Source organism: Caulobacter sp. GW821-FHT09B11, assembly GCF_059418205.1.
Window position 1 is genome coordinate 1 of the sequence record NZ_JBWKPK010000029.1, and the last position, 17,565, is coordinate 17,565.

Annotated in this window: 20 protein-coding genes; 9 read left to right on the top strand and 11 right to left on the bottom strand. The window is 69.5% G+C overall.

Annotated features, from left to right (window positions below; translation table 11 throughout):
- From mreC to AC07N1_RS19450, 4 genes are all read right to left on the bottom strand, one after another.
- A partial coding sequence (gene mreC, locus AC07N1_RS19435) for a rod shape-determining protein MreC (RefSeq protein WP_494673278.1) occupies positions 1–996 on the bottom strand: 996 nt, incomplete at its 3' end.
- 48 nt (positions 997–1,044) lie between these two features.
- On the bottom strand, positions 1,045–2,088 hold the full coding sequence (locus tag AC07N1_RS19440; RefSeq protein WP_056761599.1) for a rod shape-determining protein: 1,044 nt from the start codon (positions 2,086–2,088) through the stop codon (positions 1,045–1,047).
- Positions 2,089–2,449: 361 nt separating this feature from the next.
- A complete protein-coding gene (locus AC07N1_RS19445) occupies positions 2,450–3,328 on the bottom strand; it encodes a DMT family transporter (protein WP_494673279.1) in 879 nt (292 codons plus the stop codon).
- Positions 3,325–3,909, bottom strand: coding sequence for an O-methyltransferase (locus AC07N1_RS19450; RefSeq protein WP_110119946.1), 585 nt, complete (start codon positions 3,907–3,909; stop codon positions 3,325–3,327). The genes AC07N1_RS19445 and AC07N1_RS19450 overlap by 4 nt, the downstream gene beginning before the upstream one ends.
- A gap of 125 nt (positions 3,910–4,034) precedes the next feature.
- Here AC07N1_RS19450 and AC07N1_RS19455 point away from each other — a divergent pair, with 125 nt between their 5' ends.
- Positions 4,035–4,508 carry a hypothetical protein gene (locus AC07N1_RS19455; protein ID WP_494673280.1) on the top strand — a complete coding sequence of 158 codons (474 nt, stop codon included), beginning with the start codon at positions 4,035–4,037 and terminating at the stop codon, positions 4,506–4,508.
- A gap of 47 nt (positions 4,509–4,555) precedes the next feature.
- Here AC07N1_RS19455 and AC07N1_RS19460 read toward each other — a convergent pair whose 3' ends face one another.
- Positions 4,556–6,142, bottom strand: coding sequence for a 2-isopropylmalate synthase (locus AC07N1_RS19460; protein ID WP_494673281.1), 1,587 nt, complete (start codon positions 6,140–6,142; stop codon positions 4,556–4,558).
- 247 nt (positions 6,143–6,389) lie between these two features.
- Positions 6,390–7,103: a TVP38/TMEM64 family protein gene (locus tag AC07N1_RS19465; protein ID WP_494673348.1), complete on the bottom strand. Its 714-nt coding sequence runs from the start codon at positions 7,101–7,103 to the stop codon at positions 6,390–6,392.
- 216 nt (positions 7,104–7,319) lie between these two features.
- Here AC07N1_RS19465 and AC07N1_RS19470 point away from each other — a divergent pair, with 216 nt between their 5' ends.
- Complete coding sequence (locus AC07N1_RS19470) at positions 7,320–7,988, top strand: AAA family ATPase (RefSeq protein ID WP_494673282.1); 669 nt, start codon at positions 7,320–7,322, stop codon at positions 7,986–7,988.
- A gap of 62 nt (positions 7,989–8,050) precedes the next feature.
- Positions 8,051–8,584: an NADPH-dependent FMN reductase gene (locus AC07N1_RS19475; RefSeq protein ID WP_494673283.1), complete on the top strand. Its 534-nt coding sequence runs from the start codon at positions 8,051–8,053 to the stop codon at positions 8,582–8,584.
- 132 nt (positions 8,585–8,716) lie between these two features.
- On the opposite strand, the gene AC07N1_RS19480 is transcribed toward AC07N1_RS19475, so the two are convergent.
- Positions 8,717–9,301 (bottom strand): hypothetical protein, encoded by a 585-nt coding sequence (locus tag AC07N1_RS19480; protein WP_494673284.1) that lies wholly within the window; start codon positions 9,299–9,301, stop codon positions 8,717–8,719.
- Positions 9,302–9,586: 285 nt separating this feature from the next.
- On the opposite strand from AC07N1_RS19480, the gene AC07N1_RS19485 reads away from it, so the two are divergent.
- On the top strand, positions 9,587–10,789 hold the full coding sequence (locus tag AC07N1_RS19485; RefSeq protein ID WP_494673285.1) for a pyridoxal phosphate-dependent aminotransferase: 1,203 nt from the start codon (positions 9,587–9,589) through the stop codon (positions 10,787–10,789).
- Positions 10,790–10,990: 201 nt separating this feature from the next.
- On the opposite strand, the gene AC07N1_RS19490 is transcribed toward AC07N1_RS19485, so the two are convergent.
- The gene (locus AC07N1_RS19490; RefSeq protein ID WP_494673286.1) at positions 10,991–11,227 is read right to left on the bottom strand and encodes a DUF2171 domain-containing protein; all 237 of its coding nucleotides are present in this window, start codon (positions 11,225–11,227) and stop codon (positions 10,991–10,993) included.
- A 155-nt stretch (positions 11,228–11,382) separates the two neighbouring features.
- Here AC07N1_RS19490 and AC07N1_RS19495 point away from each other — a divergent pair, with 155 nt between their 5' ends.
- The 4 genes from AC07N1_RS19495 to AC07N1_RS19510 are packed head-to-tail and all read left to right on the top strand — an operon-like array spanning position 11,383 to position 13,636.
- Positions 11,383–11,970 (top strand): glutathione S-transferase family protein, encoded by a 588-nt coding sequence (locus AC07N1_RS19495; RefSeq protein WP_494673287.1) that lies wholly within the window; start codon positions 11,383–11,385, stop codon positions 11,968–11,970.
- Positions 11,970–12,887: a DUF6807 family protein gene (locus AC07N1_RS19500; protein ID WP_494673288.1), complete on the top strand. Its 918-nt coding sequence runs from the start codon at positions 11,970–11,972 to the stop codon at positions 12,885–12,887. The genes AC07N1_RS19495 and AC07N1_RS19500 overlap by 1 nt, the downstream gene beginning before the upstream one ends.
- A 20-nt stretch (positions 12,888–12,907) precedes the next feature.
- A complete protein-coding gene (locus AC07N1_RS19505; protein WP_494673289.1) occupies positions 12,908–13,084 on the top strand; it encodes a DUF4169 family protein in 177 nt (58 codons plus the stop codon).
- On the top strand, positions 13,085–13,636 hold the full coding sequence (locus AC07N1_RS19510) for a hypothetical protein (protein WP_494673290.1): 552 nt from the start codon (positions 13,085–13,087) through the stop codon (positions 13,634–13,636). It abuts the gene before it with no gap.
- Between the two features lie 4 nt (positions 13,637–13,640).
- Here AC07N1_RS19510 and AC07N1_RS19515 read toward each other — a convergent pair whose 3' ends face one another.
- A complete protein-coding gene (locus tag AC07N1_RS19515) occupies positions 13,641–13,811 on the bottom strand; it encodes a hypothetical protein (protein WP_494673291.1) in 171 nt (56 codons plus the stop codon).
- A gap of 95 nt (positions 13,812–13,906) precedes the next feature.
- Here AC07N1_RS19515 and AC07N1_RS19520 point away from each other — a divergent pair, with 95 nt between their 5' ends.
- A complete protein-coding gene (locus tag AC07N1_RS19520; RefSeq protein WP_494673292.1) occupies positions 13,907–14,818 on the top strand; it encodes a LysR substrate-binding domain-containing protein in 912 nt (303 codons plus the stop codon).
- 10 nt (positions 14,819–14,828) lie between these two features.
- On the opposite strand, the gene AC07N1_RS19525 is transcribed toward AC07N1_RS19520, so the two are convergent.
- A complete protein-coding gene (locus AC07N1_RS19525) occupies positions 14,829–16,634 on the bottom strand; it encodes a vWA domain-containing protein (RefSeq protein WP_494673293.1) in 1,806 nt (601 codons plus the stop codon).
- A gap of 82 nt (positions 16,635–16,716) precedes the next feature.
- The gene (locus AC07N1_RS19530; protein WP_494673294.1) at positions 16,717–17,499 is read right to left on the bottom strand and encodes a Coq4 family protein; all 783 of its coding nucleotides are present in this window, start codon (positions 17,497–17,499) and stop codon (positions 16,717–16,719) included.
- Positions 17,500–17,565: the final 66 nt, after the last annotated feature.

The following is a 17,565-nucleotide window of genomic DNA, read 5'->3' on the forward strand; positions in this document are numbered from 1 at the left end:
CTTCGGAGCCGCGGGCGCGGGCGTCGCCGCAGCCGGTGTCCCAGCGGCCGGAGCCGGCGCGGGGGGCTTGGCCGGGCCCAGCATCGACTCTTCGGGGTTCTCGGTGATCACCGGCGGCAGCACCTTGGCGGCCAGGGCCTGCTGGTCGGCGAGCTGGGCGAAGTCCTTGAACAGCAGGATGCGGATGTAGTCGATCGAGGTGCTGTCGGCGAACAGCACCACCCGCCAGCGGCCGTCCAGGCCCTTGACGGCCGCGCCCACCGGCAGGCCACGCGGCACGACGCCGCCGTCGCCGGAGGTGACGACCCGGTCGCCCGGCTGGATCGGATCGGCGCCGCGCAGGTAGTCGAGCTTGGGATTGGGGCCGCCGTCGCCGGTCAGGATGGCGCGGGCGTTGGTGCGGTCGATCATCACCGGCGTGCGCGAGGCGATGTCGGTCAGCAGCAGCACGCGGCTGGCGCCGGGCGCGACGCCGACCACGCGGCCGACCAGGCCGCGCTCGTTCATCACCGGATTGCCGACCACCACGCCCTTTTCCTTGCCGGCGTCGGCCAGGCGGGTGTTGGCGAAGGGGCCGCGGCTGTCGGCCACCACGCGGGCGGCGACCATCGGGATCGGCGGATCGGTCTTCAGGCCCAGCAGCGACTTGTAGCGGTCGTTCTCGTCGACGAGCGCCAGATACTTGTCGCGATAGGCCCGCATCTCCTGAAGCTCGGCCTTCAGGCGGGCGTTCTCGGAGCCGGCGAAGAAGTAGTTGCGCACCGCGCCGACGCCGACGCCGGTCCAGCGGCCGGGCGCGGCGATGACGCCGCTGACCGGCTTGGCCACCGTGTCGACCGTCTGGCGGGTGACGCCGTAGGCCTGCAGCTGCAGGGTCTCGCGCCGGTCGGCCAGGAGGAAGGCCACCGCGATCACGATCGCGACGATGAGCGCCACGGCCGCGGTCCAGGTGAGCGGCACTTTCAGGTCGCCGAGCGGACCTTCACGAAAGGGCACGAACTGTTCTCCTGGCGCCCCCCGGCGCCGATACGGATTGTACTACGCTTAGGCCAGGGTCGACTCGAGGACGCCCTTCATCCACTTGGGATGCTCGAGCACCTTGCCGCAGCCGAGGGCGACGCACGACAGCGGGTCGTCGGCCACGGTCACCGGCAGGCCGGTGTGGTCGCGGATCTCGGCGTCCAGGCCGCGCAGCAGCGCGCCGCCGCCGGTCAGCATGATGCCCTTGTCGGCGATGTCCGAGGCCAGTTCCGGCGGGGTGGCTTCCAGGGCCACCTTCACGGCTTCGACGATCTGCCCGACCGGTTCGGCCAGGGCGTCGGCGGCCTGCTTTTCGCTGATGCGCACTTCGCGCGGCACGCCCTGCATCAGGTCGCGGCCCTTGACGTCGATCGACAGGCCTTCGCCGTCGGCCGGCGCGCGGGCGGTGCCGATTTCCTTCTTGATGCGCTCGGCGGTCGTCTCGCCGATCAGCAGGTTATGGTGGCGACGCATGTAGCTGATGATCGCCTCGTCCATCTTGTCGCCGCCGACGCGGACCGAGCGCGAATAGACGATGCCCGACAGCGACAGCACGGCCACCTCGGTGGTGCCGCCGCCGATGTCGACGACCATCGAACCGGTCGGCTCGTGGATCGGCAGGCCGGCGCCGATGGCGGCGGCCATCGGCTCGTCGATCAGGCCGACGCGGCGGGCGCCGGCGTTCAGGCAGCTGTCGTTGATGGCGCGGCGTTCGACGGCGGTGGCGCCCGACGGCACGCACACGATCACCTTCGGGTTCACGAAGCCCTTGCGGTTGTGAACCTTGCGGATGAAGTACTTGATCATCTCCTCGGCGACTTCGAAGTCGGCGATGACCCCGTCGCGCATCGGGCGGATGGCTTCCATGTGGCCCGGCGTGCGGCCCAGCATCTGCTTGGCCTCGATGCCCACGGCGTGGACGATCTTGCGGCCGCCGACGTTGCGCAGCGCCACGACCGACGGCTCGTTCAGCACGATGCCCTTGCCCTTCTGGTAGATCAGGGTGTTGGCCGTGCCCAGGTCGATGGCGATGTCGTTCGAGATAACGCCGAAGAGGGAAGAGAACATCGAAAACCCTGACTGAGGGGTAGAAGGGGCGAGACGTCGAAAACCACGGAAACCGTGGGCGAGGAGCCTTTTCCACCGGAACGGCGGAGCAGACGAGAAAAAGGCTCCTACTGCAAATCAGGGAGAGGACAACATGATTCCCCGCGTACGCGGATCATCGCCTTGTCCTGCCCTGCGCCTTCCTGCGGCGACGGGAGCGCAGCCGCCGGGCCGCGCCGTCGTCCAACCACCGGAAGAGTGTGGGAGACGCCGCCCGTTTGCACCGCGAAAGCGTTGATTTCAAGGTCTATTCGCCAAGCCTTCTCACCTGTTTCAAACTCGTGAGCGAAGCGGCAGGGGGAACGCATAAACGTGGCGAAAACTAGCCGAGCGCCGCCATGACGACTCCGAGCGCGGTAACCACGCCGGCGAGGATCTGAAACGGGCTCAAACGCTCGGCGAACAGCCTGCGTCCGGCCAATGCGGCCAAGGGAATTTCGACCACGCCGACCGCCCTCACCGGCCCCACCGGCGACAGCGCCATGGCCGTGAACCACAGGCCCGAAGCCGCCGCGCCGCAGAAACCGGCGCCCAGAGATTTACGCCAGGCCGCCAGCACGGCGACCACGGCGTCGGGATTGCGGATCAGCAGGATCGCCGTCAGGGCCACCGACTGGATGGCCTGCACCACCATCACCGTCACGAAGGCCGAATAGGCCAGGTGCTGCGGATCGAAGGTCAGCGAGGCCTGGCGGAAGCAGTTGGCGCTGAGCGAGAACATCGCGCCGGCGCCCAGACCGGCCAGGGCCGCGCCGCGCTTCATCGTCACCGGACCGCGCGGCCAGGACAGGGCGGCCAGGCCGGCCGTGGCCACCAGGCCGCCGGCCCATTGCAGACCGCTGATGCGGTCGCCGAACAGCAGCGCGCCCCAGACCAGGGCGAACGGCAGGCCGCTCTGCTGCATGGCCGTGCCCAAGGCGAAGGACGAGCGCTGCATGGCGACCAGCAGCGCCGCCGTCGCCGCCATCTGCAGGCCGGCGCCGGCGAAGGCGCCCAGCCAGAAGCGCGTCGTCAGATGCGCCTGCGGGTCCTTGGTGACCAGGAACGCGATCGCGGCGAAGACGATCGCGAACGGCAGGCCGAACAGGAACCGCACGAGGGTCGCGCCCCAGGGGCCGGCCCCGCCCATCACCGAACGCTGCGCCGCGTTGCGGGCGACCTGGAGAGCCGCCGCGCCGATGGTGATGGGGATCCAGATCATGCCGCTCTCTTCGCCGCCACCAGAACGCCCGAGGCCCAGTCCATGCCGACAATGGCCAGGCGCGGATCGCTGGCCAGGCGCAGCACCAGGTCGTCGACCCGCGCCTGGTGGCCCTCGGGCCAGTTCGGCTGGGGCGACATGTCGTCGACCACATAGATGCCGCCGACCTGCAGCAGGCGCAGGGCGTCGTCCAGGCTCTCGTACTTGCCCGGCACGGCGTCGGCGAAGATCAGGTCGAAGCCGCCGTCGTTCTGGCCCGCCAGATAGGCCGCGCCGTCCTCGGTGACGAAATCGACGCGCGGGTCCTCGCCCAGCACGTCGCGCGCCACGGCCTGGACCTCGGGGTCGTTGTCGACGGTGGCCAGGCGGGCGTCCTCGTCCATGCCGTCCAGCAGCCAGGCGGTCGCCAGGCCCGTGCCCGTGCCCATTTCCAGCAGCGCCTTGCGGCCGACGGCGAGCATGCGAAGCATTTCGCCGATGCGCGCCTCGGACGACATGTCGAAGCCGGCCTCGATGGTGCGCATGGCGATTTCGTGCCAACGCGGCGGCGAGGCGACGCTGCCTTCCAGGGTCGAGCTCATGGGTTCGGCTCCTTTATGCCGCCCTTACGCCGGCGGCGGGTTTACGAATAGCGCCCTGACGCGGCGCGGCGGCAGAACAGTGGGGTTGGCGCACTTAAGCTGCGTTCCCTAACAAGGTGTTCACCATGTCCGCCCACCCGCTTCGTCAAGCCGCGCAGTTCCTGCTGGGCGTCCCGACCGAGGGGATCGATCCGACGCTCGACCGGATGCTCGAGCTCGCCCAGTCCACCCCGCTGTGCTTCGTCGCCGTGACCGGGCCCGACGCCGCCGAGGCCATGGGCCAGCTGTGGCGTCGCGGCTACCAGCGCGTCGAGATCGCCCGCCGGGCCACCTGCTCGGCCGCCGACGAGCGCAACGACGTGCTGCTGGTCGTGGGCTGCCCCAAGGCCGACGACATGCGCGCGACCGCGGCCTCCACCCTGGGCCTGCTGCGCCCGGGCGGGGTGATGGTGATCGACGTGAGCGCCGTGGTGGACGCGGAGGAGCGCCTGTCGCTGTGCGAGGGCCTGGCCCAGCTGGGCCTGGACGTGCAGCCGCAGGCGCACCTCGCCGCCGAGATCCTGGCGACGCGACGCTGGGGCTGGCGCAAGGCGGCCTAAAACCGCCCTGCCCCGTCAGCTAGGAAGCAGGTGAGGCTCTACTAGCCTCAGAAGCCGCTGGCGATGGCCGCCGGCGCGCTCTTCTCCTTGCGGGCGAAGAGGTTGTTGAGGGCGTTGACGTACGCCTTGGCCGAGGCCGTGAGGGTGTCGGTGTCGGCGGCCGCGCCGGTGGCGATGCGGCCGTCCTCTTCCAGGCGCACCGAGACCTGGGCCTGGGCGTCGGTGCCTTCGGTGACCGCGTGCACCTGGAACAGGCGCAGGGCGGCGCTGTGCGGCACGATCTTCTGGATGGCGTTGAACACGGCGTCCACCGGACCGTCGCCCGAGGCCTCGGCGCTCTTGGGCTGGCCGTCGACGTCCAGGGTCAGCTCGGCCGACTGGCCTTCGGTGCCGGCCACCACGCGCAGATGCGAGACGCGGATCTTCTCCGAGCCGCGCGCCAGGGCGTCGTCGACCAGGGCGATGATGTCGTCGTCGTAGACGTGCTTCTTGCGGTCGGCCAGGTCCTTGAAGCGGCCGAAGGCCTCCTTCAGGGCGTTCTGGCCCAGCTCGTAGCCCAGGTCCTTCAGCTTGGCGCGGAAGGCGTGGCTGCCAGAGTGCTTGCCCATGACCAGGCTCGACGGGGCCTGGCCCACCGATTCCGGCGTCATGATCTCGTAGGTCTCGCGGTTCTTGAGCATGCCGTCCTGGTGGATGCCGCTCTCGTGCGCGAAGGCGTTCTTGCCGACGATGGCCTTGTTGTACTGCACCGGGAAGCCGGTGATGGCCGATACGTAGCGGCTGGCGCGGGTGATGTGGGTGGTGTCAATGCGGGTCTCGAAGGGCAGCTTGTCGCCGCGCACCTTCAGGGCCATCACCACTTCTTCCAGCGCAGCGTTGCCGGCCCGCTCGCCCAGGCCGTTGATGGCGCACTCGATCTGGCGGGCGCCGCCCTGCACGCCGGCCAGGCTGTTGGCCACGGCCAGGCCCAGGTCGTTGTGGCAGTGGGTCGAGAAGATCACCTTGTCGGCGCCCTCGACGTTGTTGACCATCCAGTTGAACAGGTCGGCGTATTCCGACGGATAGGTGTAGCCCACCGTGTCGGGCAGGTTGATCGTCGTGGCGCCGGCCTTGATGGCGGTCTCGATGGCGCGGCGCAGGAACTGGCGGTCGCTGCGGGTGGCGTCCTCGGCCGACCACTCGACGTCGTCGCGCAGGTTGCGGGCGTGGGTCACCGAGCGGGCGATCACGTCGATGACGGCGTCCGGCTCCATCTGCAGCTTGTGCTTCATGTGCAGGTCGGAGGTGGCGATCACCACGTGGATGCGGCCACGCTGGGTCGGGCGCAGGGCCTCGGCGCAGCGGTCGATATCGACCTGGTGGGCGCGGCACAGGCCGGCGATGGTCGAGTTCTTGACGATCTTGGCGATCTCGTTGACCGACTGGAAGTCGCCGTTCGAGGCGATCGGGAAGCCGGCCTCGATGATGTCGACCCCCATCTCCTCGAGGATCTTGGCCAGTTCCAGCTTTTCTTCCAGCGACATCGAGGCGCCGGGCGACTGCTCGCCGTCGCGCATGGTGGTGTCGAAGATAACGACGTTATCGCGGCCGGACTCTTTCTTGGAATCGACGGCGGCGGTGATCGGGGCGGTCATGGAGTTGTCTTTCGCGAGGTCCGGAGGGCTGAAGGGCGGTTCATCCCCTGAGCGACCGGCCGCGACGATACGTACGCGCGGCTAGACGGACGCCCAGGGGCGGCTAAGCCCCAGCGCAAGGAGAAGGAGATTGTCGCGTTCGCGGCACATGACGGATTGTTTAGCGAACCACGCCAAATCCAGCAAGCCGTTTGCTCGCGACACGGGCATTTCGCCGCGCCAGGGGCATGAAATGCCCTTGACGACTTTAGGTGTCGGCTTGTTCTTCCTTGGCTTTCAGCCAATTGCGGGCGACCCAACCCGCTCCGATCCAGATCGCGGCGGCGATGACCAGCAGCACGATGTGCTGGATCCCGCCGCCCCGCATGGCCTGGACGATGGTGTTTCCGGCGAAGGCGGTCAGGGCGATCTTGGGGATGATCCCGATCGCGGTGCCGGCCGTGAAGTCGCGCACCTTCATCGGCGTGACGCCGGCGGCCATGTTGACGACGATGAACGGCGCCGACGGCACCAGGCGCACGATCAGGCTGGCCAGGAAGCCGTTCTTGCCGATCAGCTTCATGAACTTGTGCACGCCGTCGCTGGGCAGGCTGGCCAGCATCTTGCCGCCGAACGAGCGGCCGACCCAGAAGCCGACCAGCGACGAGACCAGGGTGCCGATCCAGCTGTAGGCCAAGCCCGTCCAGGGACCGAAGGCGACCACCGCCGCGGCGATCAGCACGAACTGCGGCACGCCCACGAAGGCCAGGGCCGCGAAGGCGCCGACGGCCGCCGGCAGCGCCCACGGGCCGTGCGCGGCGGTCAGCCACTGCTCGACCGTGGTCTCGCCGTTGAGGCCCAGAAGCTGGGCGCCGAACAGGAAGACGATCCCCACCCCGCCGAACAGCACGAAGGAGACGGCCACCGCGCGCCAGGCGCGGGCGTCCATGTTGGTGAAGAAGTCGATGAGACGGCGGATGATCACGGGTCCTGCCTCGCGCATGGTCGGCGCCGGGTCAAGCGCTCCGATGGCGTCAAAAGCGTGGCCGCTGTGCATCGACGGGAAAAGTTCGCCCCGGCGGCGGGCGCCGAAGGGCCGGATTCCCGCGTGACGACTTTGACGTTGCGATAACGTCGTATACCAACGCTACTTATCCACAGGCCTGCAGGGGGACGCGGGCGCAGTGAGGAAACGAACGTGAAGACCTTGGCCGTCATCTCGCGCAAGGGGGGCGCGGGCAAAACCACTCTTTCCGTCAACCTGGCGCTCGCCGCTCATCTGGCAGGCCGCCGGACGATCCTGGCCGACATCGATCCGCAGCGCTCGGCGTCCGACGTGCTGCGCGGCCGGACCGCCGACGGTCCCGTGCTGATGGAAAGCAGCGCCGGCAAGCTTTTCCAGGCCCGCTTCCACGCCGAGCACGAAGCCTTCGACCTGATGGTGGTCGACACGCCCGCCGCGCCCGACGCCGACGTCGTCACCGCCGTCAACGTCGCCGACCTGTGCCTGCTGGTCTGCCGCCCGACCTTTCTCGACATCGCCGCCGTGGCCCGCTCGGCCGAGGCCGTGCGCCGCCTGGGCAAGAACGGCCTGATCGTGCTGAACCAGGCCCCGGCCAAGCGCGGCGGCGTCGAGCCGTCCAGCGTGGTCAAGGCGGCCGAGGCCCTGCGCTTCTGCGGCCTGCCGCTGGCCGTCGTCGGCCTGCGCTCGCGCACGGCCTTCCAGCAGTCGATCGCCCACGGCCGCTCGGTGCTGGAATGGGAGCCGGCCGGCGCCGCGGCCCAGGAGATCGGCCGCCTGTGGAGCCAGGTCGCCGCCCAGCTTCACCTGACCGAGGCCGACCTCGCCGCCGCCCGCGCCAGCTGAGCTTGCCGCCGCCGGACGACGCCGGGCATGGTGCGCGCCACGCTCACCTTCCGGAATCGCGCATGAACCTTATCGGCGTCTCGGGCAGCCTGCGGGCCGCCTCGCTCAACACCGCCCTGCTCCGCGCGGCCCTGGACCTCGCGCCCGAGGGCGTGACGATCACGCCCTTCTCGCTGCGCGACCTGCCGTTCTTCGACCAGGACCTCGAGGACGAGGGCGATCCGCCCGCCGTCGTCGCCTGGAAGGAAGCGATCCGCGCCGCCGACGGCCTGGTCATCGCCTGCCCAGAATACAACGGCGGGATCACCGGCGTGCTGAAGAACGCCGTCGACTGGGCCTCGCGCGGCAAGCCCGCGCCGCTGGCCGGCAAGCCGTGCTGCCTGTTCGGCGCCTCGCCGGGGATCACCGGGACCGTCCGCGCCCAGGACGCCCTGCGCCTTTCCCTCCGCCGCGCCGGCGCCCGCACCGAGCCGCAGGGCGACGTGCTGGTCGGCCAGGCCCACACCAAGATCGTCGATGGCGCGCTGACCGACGAGCGCACGATCGAGGGGCTTCGGAAGCACCTGGCAGGGTTTGTCGAGGTGGTGCGGACTTAGGACGAAGATCCTCCCCCTCTGGGGGAGGTGGCCCAGAGGGCCGGAGGGGGTAGCGCCGGCCGATGCCGAGCAGACCCCCTCAGTCGCTTCGCGACAGCTCCCCCAGAGGGGGAGCATCTAAGCGCCCGCCCCCTACTTCAGCTGCGACGGATCGTAGTTCGGGCCGAAGTCCAGCACGAACAGCGGGCCCAGGACGATCGTCTGCTTGGTCGAGCCCAGGTGCAGGGCCACGCCCGCCCCGCCCTTGTCGGCGTCCATCGTGGCGCGGCCGCTGACGCTGTAGATCTTCCAGTCGGCGCTATCGACCTTCACCGAACCGCCTTCGACTATGCCGCCCCATGGCTCGCTGGACTGCTGGACGCGCACCGAGGCGACGGTGGCCGCGGCGGGGCCGCCCTCCACCGCTTCGGCCTTGGCCCAGAAGGCCACGGTGATGACGTCGCCCTTGGCGATCTTGCCGTTGACCGCCTGGCCGCCCGAGACCCGCCAGGCCGCCGCCGGGTCGGGCGTGGCGACCACGACCCGCACCCCGCCGCCGCCGGTCACGGCCTTGTCCTTGACATAGGCGTTGGTCTGGCCCGGGCCATAGACGTTCCAGGCCGTCGACGGCTTGTTGAGGGCGTATTTCATGATCCCCTCGTCGCGCGCCGAGGCGACCGGCGCGACAAGCGACAGAGCGAGGGCCGAGACGGCGGCTCCGAGGATGGTCTTCTTCATCAGGTGTTCCCCCTTCCGAAAGGCGTGACTTGTGACCGCTCGCCTGTGCGAGTCGGCGGGCCGTTTCCTTCCCAGGGGGATGCCGGATGCTCCGACCACGTCCCCCGACGCGTGGCTCCGCCGTACGCGCGGCGGACCCTTGTTATCGAATGGTAGCGGTAGCGCGACCGCCACAGCCTGGCAAGAAGCACAGCTTTAGTCCGGTCTCGCGTTGCGCCGCGAAGGGGTCGGGCGTAAAGACCGCCGCAATCCTGAAACCGGTCCTTTCCAGGGGAGTCCAAGATCATGTCGCTCGAGTCCGCCGCCCTGCGGCGCATCGCACCTTCGGCCACCATCGCCATCAGCGCCAAGGCGCGCGCGCTGAAAGCCGCCGGCCGCGACGTGATCGCCCTTTCGGCCGGCGAACCGGACTTCGACACCCCGGACAACATCAAGGACGCGGCCATCGCCGCGATCAAGGCCGGCCACACCAAGTACACCGACCCGGACGGCATGCCCGCGCTGAAGCAGGCGATCTGCGACAAGTTCAAGCGCGAGAACGGCCTGGAGTACAAGCCGAGCCAGGTGCACGTCGCCCCGGGCGGAAAGCCGGTGATCTACAACGCCCTGGTCGCCACCCTGAACCCGGGCGACGAAGTGATCATCCCCGCGCCGTACTGGGTGTCGTATCCCGACATGACCCTGCTGGCCGGCGGCACGCCCGTCTCGGTCGAGACCACCGCCGAGAGCGGCTTCAAGATCACGCCGCAAGCGCTGGAAGCGGCGATCACGCCGAAGTCCAAGTGGCTGATCATCAACAGCCCGTCCAACCCCTCGGGCGGCGCCTACACCCGCGCCGAGCTGCAGGCGATCGCGGACGTGCTGCTGCGCCACCCGCAGGTCTGGGTGCTGACCGACGACATGTACGAGCACCTGGTGTTCGACGACTTCGAGTTCACCACCATCGCCCAGGTCGAGCCCAAGCTCTATGACCGCACCCTGACGATGAACGGCGTCTCGAAGGGCTATTCGATGACCGGCTGGCGCATCGGCTACGCCGCCGGTCCCGAAGCGCTGATCAAGGCCATGGGCAAGATGATCAGCCAGACGACGTCCAACCCCTGCTCGATCTCGCAGTGGGCGGCGCTGGAGGCCCTGAACGGCCCGCAGGACTTCATCAAGCCGAACGCCAAGCTGTTCCAGGAGCGCCGCGACCTGGTGGTGTCGATGCTGAACCAGGCCCAGGGCCTGCACTGCCCGACCCCGGAAGGCGCCTTCTACGTCTATCCGTCCTGCGCCGGCGTGATCGGCAAGACGGCCCCGTCGGGCAAGGTCATCGAGACCGACGAGGACTTCGCCGGCGAACTGCTGGAGGCCGAGGGCGTGGCGGTCGTGCACGGCGCGGCATTCGGCCTGTCGCCGTTCTTCCGCATCAGCTACGCCACCAGCAACGACGTGCTGGAAGACGCCTGCCAACGCATCCAGCGCTTCTGCGCCAACGTGAAGTAGGCGTTGGTTGGAGCGCTAGATTGTGGATCTAGCGGTATGATCGAAGGGGACCGGCCCATGGCTGGTCCCCTTTTTCGTTGAGAGGCCCTGCGTCCTTCGAGGCCCGCTGCGCGGGCGCCTCAGGATGAGGAGTTCAGTGCAACCAACGTCCTCATCCTGAGGTGCGAGGCGCAGCCGAGCCTCGAAGGACGCACCGTCCCCTCAGTGCTTTTCGCGCCAGCGGGCCTTGGCGTCTTCCTGGGTGAGGCTCAGGTGCACCGCGTCGTCGTCGACATACTCGACCCACGACAGCGGGATCATGTGGTGCTTGAGGCCGCCGCCGAGGTCGAACTTGGCCAGTTCGATCTCCGTGCCGACCACGTGATCGACCCGGCCGACGTGCTTGCCGTCCGAGCCGACGACTTCCAGATGTTCGTGGATTTGAGATGCATCCATCATGGATGTGTCCTCCCATCGGCCGCGCCGTCATAGCGCGGCCCTGACCGCATCAACGGCCATGGGCGACCGTTGGTTTCCCGATTGCCGCGGCCTCGCGTTCGCCATACGTTCGCAGGCAAGGCCCACTGTAGAGACGGGTCCCAGGAGACGCCGCCATGCTCACCCTGTTTCACGCGCCCCGCTCGCGTTCGACCCGCTTCCTCTGGCTGCTGGAGGAACTGGGCGCGCCCTACAAGATCGAGAAGGTCGACATCTTCCGCAGCACCACGGGCACGGGCGCGCCCGACCCGCGCAACCCCCACCCGCACGGCCAGGTGCCGGCCTTGCTGGACGAAGACGTGCTGATCACCGAAAGCGCGGCCATCGCCCTCTACCTGACCGACAAGTTCCCGACCGCAGGCCTGGGCCCCATGATCAGCGACCCGCACCGCGGCCCCTATCTCAGCTGGCTGGCCTATTACGCCGGCGTGCTGGAGCCGGCGGTGACCAATCTCTGGAAGAAGCGGCAGGACGACCAGGACAAGGCCCAGTACGCCGCCCTCGACGAGCGCCTGCGCACCACCCTGGAAAAGCAGCCCTGGCTGCTGGGCGAGCATTTCTCGGCGGCCGACATCCTGTTCGTCAGCCTGCTGCAGTTCGCCCGCCAGATGCTGCCGCCCCACGCGGTCTATGACGACTGGCTGGCCCGGGCCAACGCCCGCCCCGCCCTCGCCCGCGCCCTGACCAAGGACGACCTCTCCTGATGAAGAAAGCCGCCCTGCTCGCCGCCGCCCTTCTGGTTGGGGCCTCGCCCGCCTTCGCCGGCCGCATCGACGCCGCGCTCAGCGACGACGCCATAACCGTGACCGAGGACGGCAAGACCGCCCTCGTCTATCGCACCAAGCCGCTGGACCCGGCCAAGGAGCCGGGCCGCTCCAACTACGTCCATCCGCTGTATGCGCCCGACGGAACGGTGCTGACCGAGGACCGCCCCGCCGACCACCTGCATCAGCGGGGCGCGTTCTGGAGCTGGCACCAGGTGCTGGTGAACGGCAAAAGCGTCGGCGACGGCTGGTTCATGCAGGGCCTGAGCTTCCACGTGCACGACCGCGGCTTCGAGGGCGACGCGGTCGGGCGCGGGATCGTGACCATCAAGGCCGACTGGCTGGTCAATTCAGGACCGGAGGTGGTCTACGCCGCCGCCGAGACCACCAAGGTCACCGTTCATCCGCTGAAGGGCGGCGTGCGGCGGATCGACTTCGACACGACCATCACCGCCCGCACCGACACCCTGGCCCTGGGCGGCAGCGACGACGCCAAGGGCTATGGCGGCTTCTCGATCCGCCTGGTTCGCCCCGACGCCCTGGTGTTCGGCTCGGGCGGCAAGCAGGTGAAGCCGCAGAACGAGCCGGTCGAGGCCGGCAAGGCCATGGGCTTCGCCTGGCCCGCCGCGCCGGGCGTTCCGGCCTGGACCGTGGGGTTGAGCTGCAAGGCCAATGACAAGCCGGTCACCCGCTGGATCCTGCGCAACACGCTGTCGATGCAGAACTGCGTCTTCCCCGGACGCGCGCCTTATGTGATCAAGAAGGGCGAAAGCCTGCACCTGCAGGAAACCCTGATCATCCGCCCGGCCGGCAAGCGCGCTCCCAAGCCCGCCGCCGCGCCGGCGCCGAAGCCCTGAAGACACCAAGACCGAACCGCATGGCCGAGATCCTCAACCTCAACCAGGCCCGCAAGGCCAAGGCCAAGACCGACGCCAAGCAGGTCGCGGCCGAGAACCGCGCCCGCTTCGGCCGCACCAAGGCCGAAAAGACCCTCGACGCCGCCCGCGCGGAAAAGCTGACGCGCACGCTGGACGGCGCCAAGCGCGAGGACTGATTGGCCCGCTCTCCCTGGCCGTTCCAGGATCTGGCCGTCCGCTTCGCCCCGATCCTGGTCGCCGTCATCGGCTGGAACACGATCTGGACCTGGGCGACGCCGCTCGATCCGGCCTGGACGCCGCCGCCCCGCGACAGGACCGTCCTGACGATCGGCGTGATCAAGAGCCGCACCGACACGCCCCAGGCCGACGGCTACGACTACGAGACCGTCGATGGCCGCCGCCTGCGCCTGCGCTGCGCGCCGGTCGGCGCGACGGCCGACGACTGCCTGAACGGCGGCGGACGGGTGGGCGATCATGCGGGCCGCTACGCCACCGTGCGCTATTATGAGCTGGCCGAAGGCGCCGGCGGCGCGCCCCGGCGGGTCCTGCTCGGCGCCAAGTCCGGCGAGGACTGGCTGCTGCGGCCCGAAGACCAGAAGGCGCGGCTGGCGGCGCAGGCCGAGAGCGAAAAGAACCGCAAGGTGCATTGGCGGGCGGCGATCTCAGCGGCCCTGACCCTGGCGGCAGGCTTCATCGGCTTTCTGCTCTACCGCCGCTTCCGGCGCTGAACGCTCACCGCGGAACGAGGTAGCGCGCGCCCTTGGGCAGGGCGTCGCAGCCGACCACCGGCGCCGTCGGTATCGGCGGCGCAGCGGCTTGGCTCTTCCAGGCGGCGATCAGGCGTTCGATCGCCCATACCCAGCCGAACGTGGTTTCCTTATGGGTCTTGTGAAACTCTTCCATGATCGCGCCTCCTGACGCCTTTCAATGTCAGGAAGATCGGCGCGATCACGCCGCGCGACAAACGCGGTTCGTTGAGCTATGGATAAGCCAGACTTATGGCAGACATCCTCGCATCCGTTCCGCTCGGCGCCATCCGCGCCTTCGAAGCCGCCGCCCGGCTGAAGAGCTTCACGCGCGCCGCCGACGATCTGGGCGTCACCCAGGCCGCCGTCAGTTGGCAGGTGAAGGCGCTGGAGCAGCGGCTGGGCCAGGCCCTGTTCGTGCGCAAGGTGCGCGAGGTCGATCTCACCCCGGCCGGCGAGCGGCTGTCACGGGCGGCGACTGAATCCATGGGCCTGCTGCGCTCGGCCTTCGCCGACCTGATCGAGGCGGACGAGGGCGTGCTGGCCGTCACGACCATGCAGAGCCTGGCCAGCCATTGGCTGGCGGCGCGCCTGGGCGCCTTCCAGCTGGCCCATCCGCGCATCGCCGTGCGCCTCGACACCACCTCGGCCATGCGCGACCTGACGCGCGGCGAAGCCGATCTGGCCCTGCGCGCCGGAGACGGCGACTGGCCGGGCCTGACCGCCCACTTCCTGATGCCCTTCGTGCAGACGCCGCTTTGCTCGCCGGACTTCCTGGCCCGGATGGGCGGCTTCGAGCGCCCTGCCGACCTGCTGGACGCGCCGCGCATCGGCTCGCCGGGCGAATGGGCCGTATGGTTCGCCGCCGCCGGCGTCACCCCGCCCCAGGGCGCGCAGGCCCCGCGCCTGGCGGCCGACGCCCAGTCGGTGGAGGTGGCCACGGCGATCGCCGGCCAGGGCCTGGCCCTGGGCTCGCCGATCTTCTTCGCCCCCGACATCGCCGCCGGGCGCCTGGTCCAGCCCTTCGATATCGCGCCCCGCTACGGCGGCGGCTATTGGCTGGCCTATCCCGAGGAGCGTCGGCGCGTGCGCAAGATCGCCGCCTTCCGCGACTGGCTGCTGGAAGCCGTCGCGGCCGACCCGGCCCTCGCCCGCTACCTGTAGGGCCGCGCCCTCAGCCGGTGATCGCCGTCTCGACCTTTCGCGGCGTGCGCTTGAGCACCACCCGCAGGTCCAGCCGGTCGTGCCTTAGGATCAGCGCGCCGTCCTTGGCCAGGCGATAGTCGAAGACCAGTTCGGACTCCGGCAGCGACAGCTGGTCCTCGTTGGCCTCGTAGCCCTCCGGCTCGTCGGCCTTGAGCGCGCCCCGCTGGCGGCGGCTGACCACCAGATCCTCCTCGCCGAAGCGCAGCTGGTCGCCGCGCTTGATGTCGATCTGGCCTTCGCCGTCGATGCGCGCCACCGTCCACGCGCCCAGCAGGTTGACCGGTCCCTCGGCCCGCGCCTCGCCGGCATAGCCCGCCAGGAAGGCCGCGCGGGTCAGCATCTCGGCCACCAGCTTGCGCTCCGGCTCCAGGCGCGGATCGGCCTGGGCCCGCAGGCGGCCGTCGAAACCCTTCAGCACCTGGTAGGTCCCCTCCTCGTCGCCATCCTTGTGGTGAAGGGTGGCGGCGCGGTGCAGCGACTGGAACTCGTCGAGCAGCAGATGGCCCAGCTTCAGGCCATCAGAAGCCTGTCCGGCCGGCGCGGCCACGGCCAGGACCTGGCGAGCCTCGGCTCCATCGGCGGCGACCGTGTAGTTCAGATCGACGTCCAGCAGGCGATCACCGGGGGCCAGCGCCGGTTCGGGCAGGAAGGCCGCGCCCTTGGCCAGGGCCACGAACAGCCCGCCGCCCTCGTTGCTGAGGAAGGCCGTCGGCACGGTCATCGACACCGCCCCGCCCGGCCCCGACTTCAACTCGTCGCCCGGCACGCCGTAGACGCCGCTGATCCGGTAGCCGGCGCGCGGCCTGATGGTCAGCGTCAGGTCGTAGGCGAGTTCCGAGACCATGGTGTCGAGCTTGGCCGCGAACACGGTCTCGACGTCGGCCTTGTCGCGCAGGAAATAGAGGTTGCCCCCCCGCACGCTGGAAACCTTGGTCGCCAACGGCGCGTCGAACTGCGTGCCGACCCCGATGGTCGTCAGGCCGATCCCCTTGAGCGAGGCCTCCCTGGCCATGCCCATGAAGCTGGCCGCATCCGTGCGGCCGACATTGGGCTGCTCATCGGTGAACAGCATCACCCGGGTGACGCCCTTGAAGCCGTCCTTGCTGGCGAAGGCGGTCTCGTAGCCGACCTTGAGGCCCGCCTCCATGTTGGTGGAGCCCGCGCTCTCGATGGCGTCGATGGCCAAGCGGATGGCGGCGCGCTTGTCGCCGATCACCGTCGGCTCCAGGTGCCGGTAGGAGCGGTCGCCGTAGAGCACGATGCTCAGCTGGTCGCCGGGCCGCAGCTGTTCGAGGATCTGGTGCAGGCTCTCGCGCACCCGCATCAGCGGGCCGCCCTGCATCGAGCCGGACTTGTCGACCACCGCCACCAGGTTCAGCGGCGCGCGCTTCCAGGTCTTGGCGTCAATACCGCTGTCGAAGCCCAGTCCCACCAGCACCTTGTCGGCCGGCGACTGCGGCAGGTCGGCGCGCATGGCCTCGCCGGTGACGCACAGCACGCGGGCGCAGGCCTCCTTGCCGGGGATCCGCAGGTCGTAGCCGCCCATCAGCCCCTCGGGCGTCAGGGTGTCGGGCATCGGCATGCGCTGGGCCTGCGCCTCGCCGCGGAAGTAGTTGATGTCCTGGGCGCCGCCCTGGCGCACCCGCATGCCGGAGACGACAATCTCGTCGATGTCGACCTGCTCGTCCCGCGGCGGCGGGGTCTGGGCCCAGGCCGGGGCGGAAACGAGCGCCAGCGCCAGGATGGAGGCGGCGGACCAAAGGCGACGCGACATCGAAACCTCCCGTTTTGATTGCGGGAAGGCTAACGCCGCACGCTCAAGCGGTACAAGAAAAATTGCAGCGGTTGGCGAACGCTCAGACGACCCGGTGGAAGTGCTGGCGCAGGTTCGCCGGAATGGCCTCGTAGGTGGTCGGCGGAACGATGCGCAAGGTTCGCCGGGCCTCGTCCAGCGGCATGGCGAACAGGGCCGGATAGTCGACCTCGGGCAGCCAGGCGGCCTTGCGCCCCGCCCGCCAGGCCTCGCGCACGGCCCGGCCGTAGGGCTGGCCGTCCTTCAGGCGGCGGAATTCGCGGGTCCCGGCCAGGGCGATCAAGGCAAAGCCCAGGCTGCGGGTCTGGGCGTAGGAGAAGGCCACGACGCAGACCTCGCCCAGAGCGTCGGTGCCGTAGCCGGTCAGCACGTGCCAGACGTCGTGAACGTCGCGAAGGCGGCGGGCGTACCACAGCAGCGGATGGGCCGCGTCCATGTCGGCGTCGGCGACCTTGCGGCTCTCGTCGGCCAGCCCCTCGGCGGTCAGGCCGCGCGGGGCGATGAAGTCGCGATAGGCCGCGCCCACCGTCCCCGGCTCGAACCGCGCCAGCCAGGCCGCGTCGGACAGCCGATCGGCGAATTCCTCGCGACGATAGGCGATCGCCCCGCCCTGCGGCGTCTTCAGCAGCCGGGCGTAGCCGCGGGGGATCGCGCGGCCGGAAAGCGCCCGCATGATCTCGAACACCTGGGCCGTGTCCTCCTTGTCGGCGATCAACCGACGGACGGCGCGAAACGCCCGCAAAGGCTGCAGGCGGAAGCTCGCATCGCGGGCGCCGAGCGGCGGACGCGCCGAACCGGCGTCAAGGGCTTGCGCGGCTGCGTTCATCAGGCATGCTCCCGGCGTGACGTGAGTAAAGATGACACGACGTCATTTTTATTCAAGGGCCGTGCA

What these genes read in the sequence shown, in the direction of transcription:
- AC07N1_RS19440 (WP_056761599.1), bottom strand. Translation starts at nt 2,088, where the DNA reads ATGTTCTCTTCCCTCTTCGGCGTTATCTCGAACGACATCGCCATCGAC.
- AC07N1_RS19445 (WP_494673279.1), bottom strand. Translation starts at nt 3,328, where the DNA reads ATGATCTGGATCCCCATCACCATCGGCGCGGCGGCTCTCCAGGTCGCC.
- AC07N1_RS19450 (WP_110119946.1), bottom strand. Translation starts at nt 3,909, where the DNA reads ATGAGCTCGACCCTGGAAGGCAGCGTCGCCTCGCCGCCGCGTTGGCAC.
- AC07N1_RS19455 (WP_494673280.1), top strand. Translation starts at nt 4,035, where the DNA reads ATGTCCGCCCACCCGCTTCGTCAAGCCGCGCAGTTCCTGCTGGGCGTC.
- AC07N1_RS19460 (WP_494673281.1), bottom strand. Translation starts at nt 6,142, where the DNA reads ATGACCGCCCCGATCACCGCCGCCGTCGATTCCAAGAAAGAGTCCGGC.
- AC07N1_RS19475 (WP_494673283.1), top strand. Translation starts at nt 8,051, where the DNA reads ATGAACCTTATCGGCGTCTCGGGCAGCCTGCGGGCCGCCTCGCTCAAC.
- AC07N1_RS19480 (WP_494673284.1), bottom strand. Translation starts at nt 9,301, where the DNA reads ATGAAGAAGACCATCCTCGGAGCCGCCGTCTCGGCCCTCGCTCTGTCG.
- AC07N1_RS19485 (WP_494673285.1), top strand. Translation starts at nt 9,587, where the DNA reads ATGTCGCTCGAGTCCGCCGCCCTGCGGCGCATCGCACCTTCGGCCACC.
- AC07N1_RS19490 (WP_494673286.1), bottom strand. Translation starts at nt 11,227, where the DNA reads ATGATGGATGCATCTCAAATCCACGAACATCTGGAAGTCGTCGGCTCG.
- AC07N1_RS19495 (WP_494673287.1), top strand. Translation starts at nt 11,383, where the DNA reads ATGCTCACCCTGTTTCACGCGCCCCGCTCGCGTTCGACCCGCTTCCTC.
- AC07N1_RS19500 (WP_494673288.1), top strand. Translation starts at nt 11,970, where the DNA reads ATGAAGAAAGCCGCCCTGCTCGCCGCCGCCCTTCTGGTTGGGGCCTCG.
- AC07N1_RS19505 (WP_494673289.1), top strand. Translation starts at nt 12,908, where the DNA reads ATGGCCGAGATCCTCAACCTCAACCAGGCCCGCAAGGCCAAGGCCAAG.
- AC07N1_RS19515 (WP_494673291.1), bottom strand. Translation starts at nt 13,811, where the DNA reads ATGGAAGAGTTTCACAAGACCCATAAGGAAACCACGTTCGGCTGGGTA.
- AC07N1_RS19520 (WP_494673292.1), top strand. Translation starts at nt 13,907, where the DNA reads ATGGCAGACATCCTCGCATCCGTTCCGCTCGGCGCCATCCGCGCCTTC.
- AC07N1_RS19525 (WP_494673293.1), bottom strand. Translation starts at nt 16,634, where the DNA reads ATGTCGCGTCGCCTTTGGTCCGCCGCCTCCATCCTGGCGCTGGCGCTC.
- AC07N1_RS19530 (WP_494673294.1), bottom strand. Translation starts at nt 17,499, where the DNA reads ATGAACGCAGCCGCGCAAGCCCTTGACGCCGGTTCGGCGCGTCCGCCG.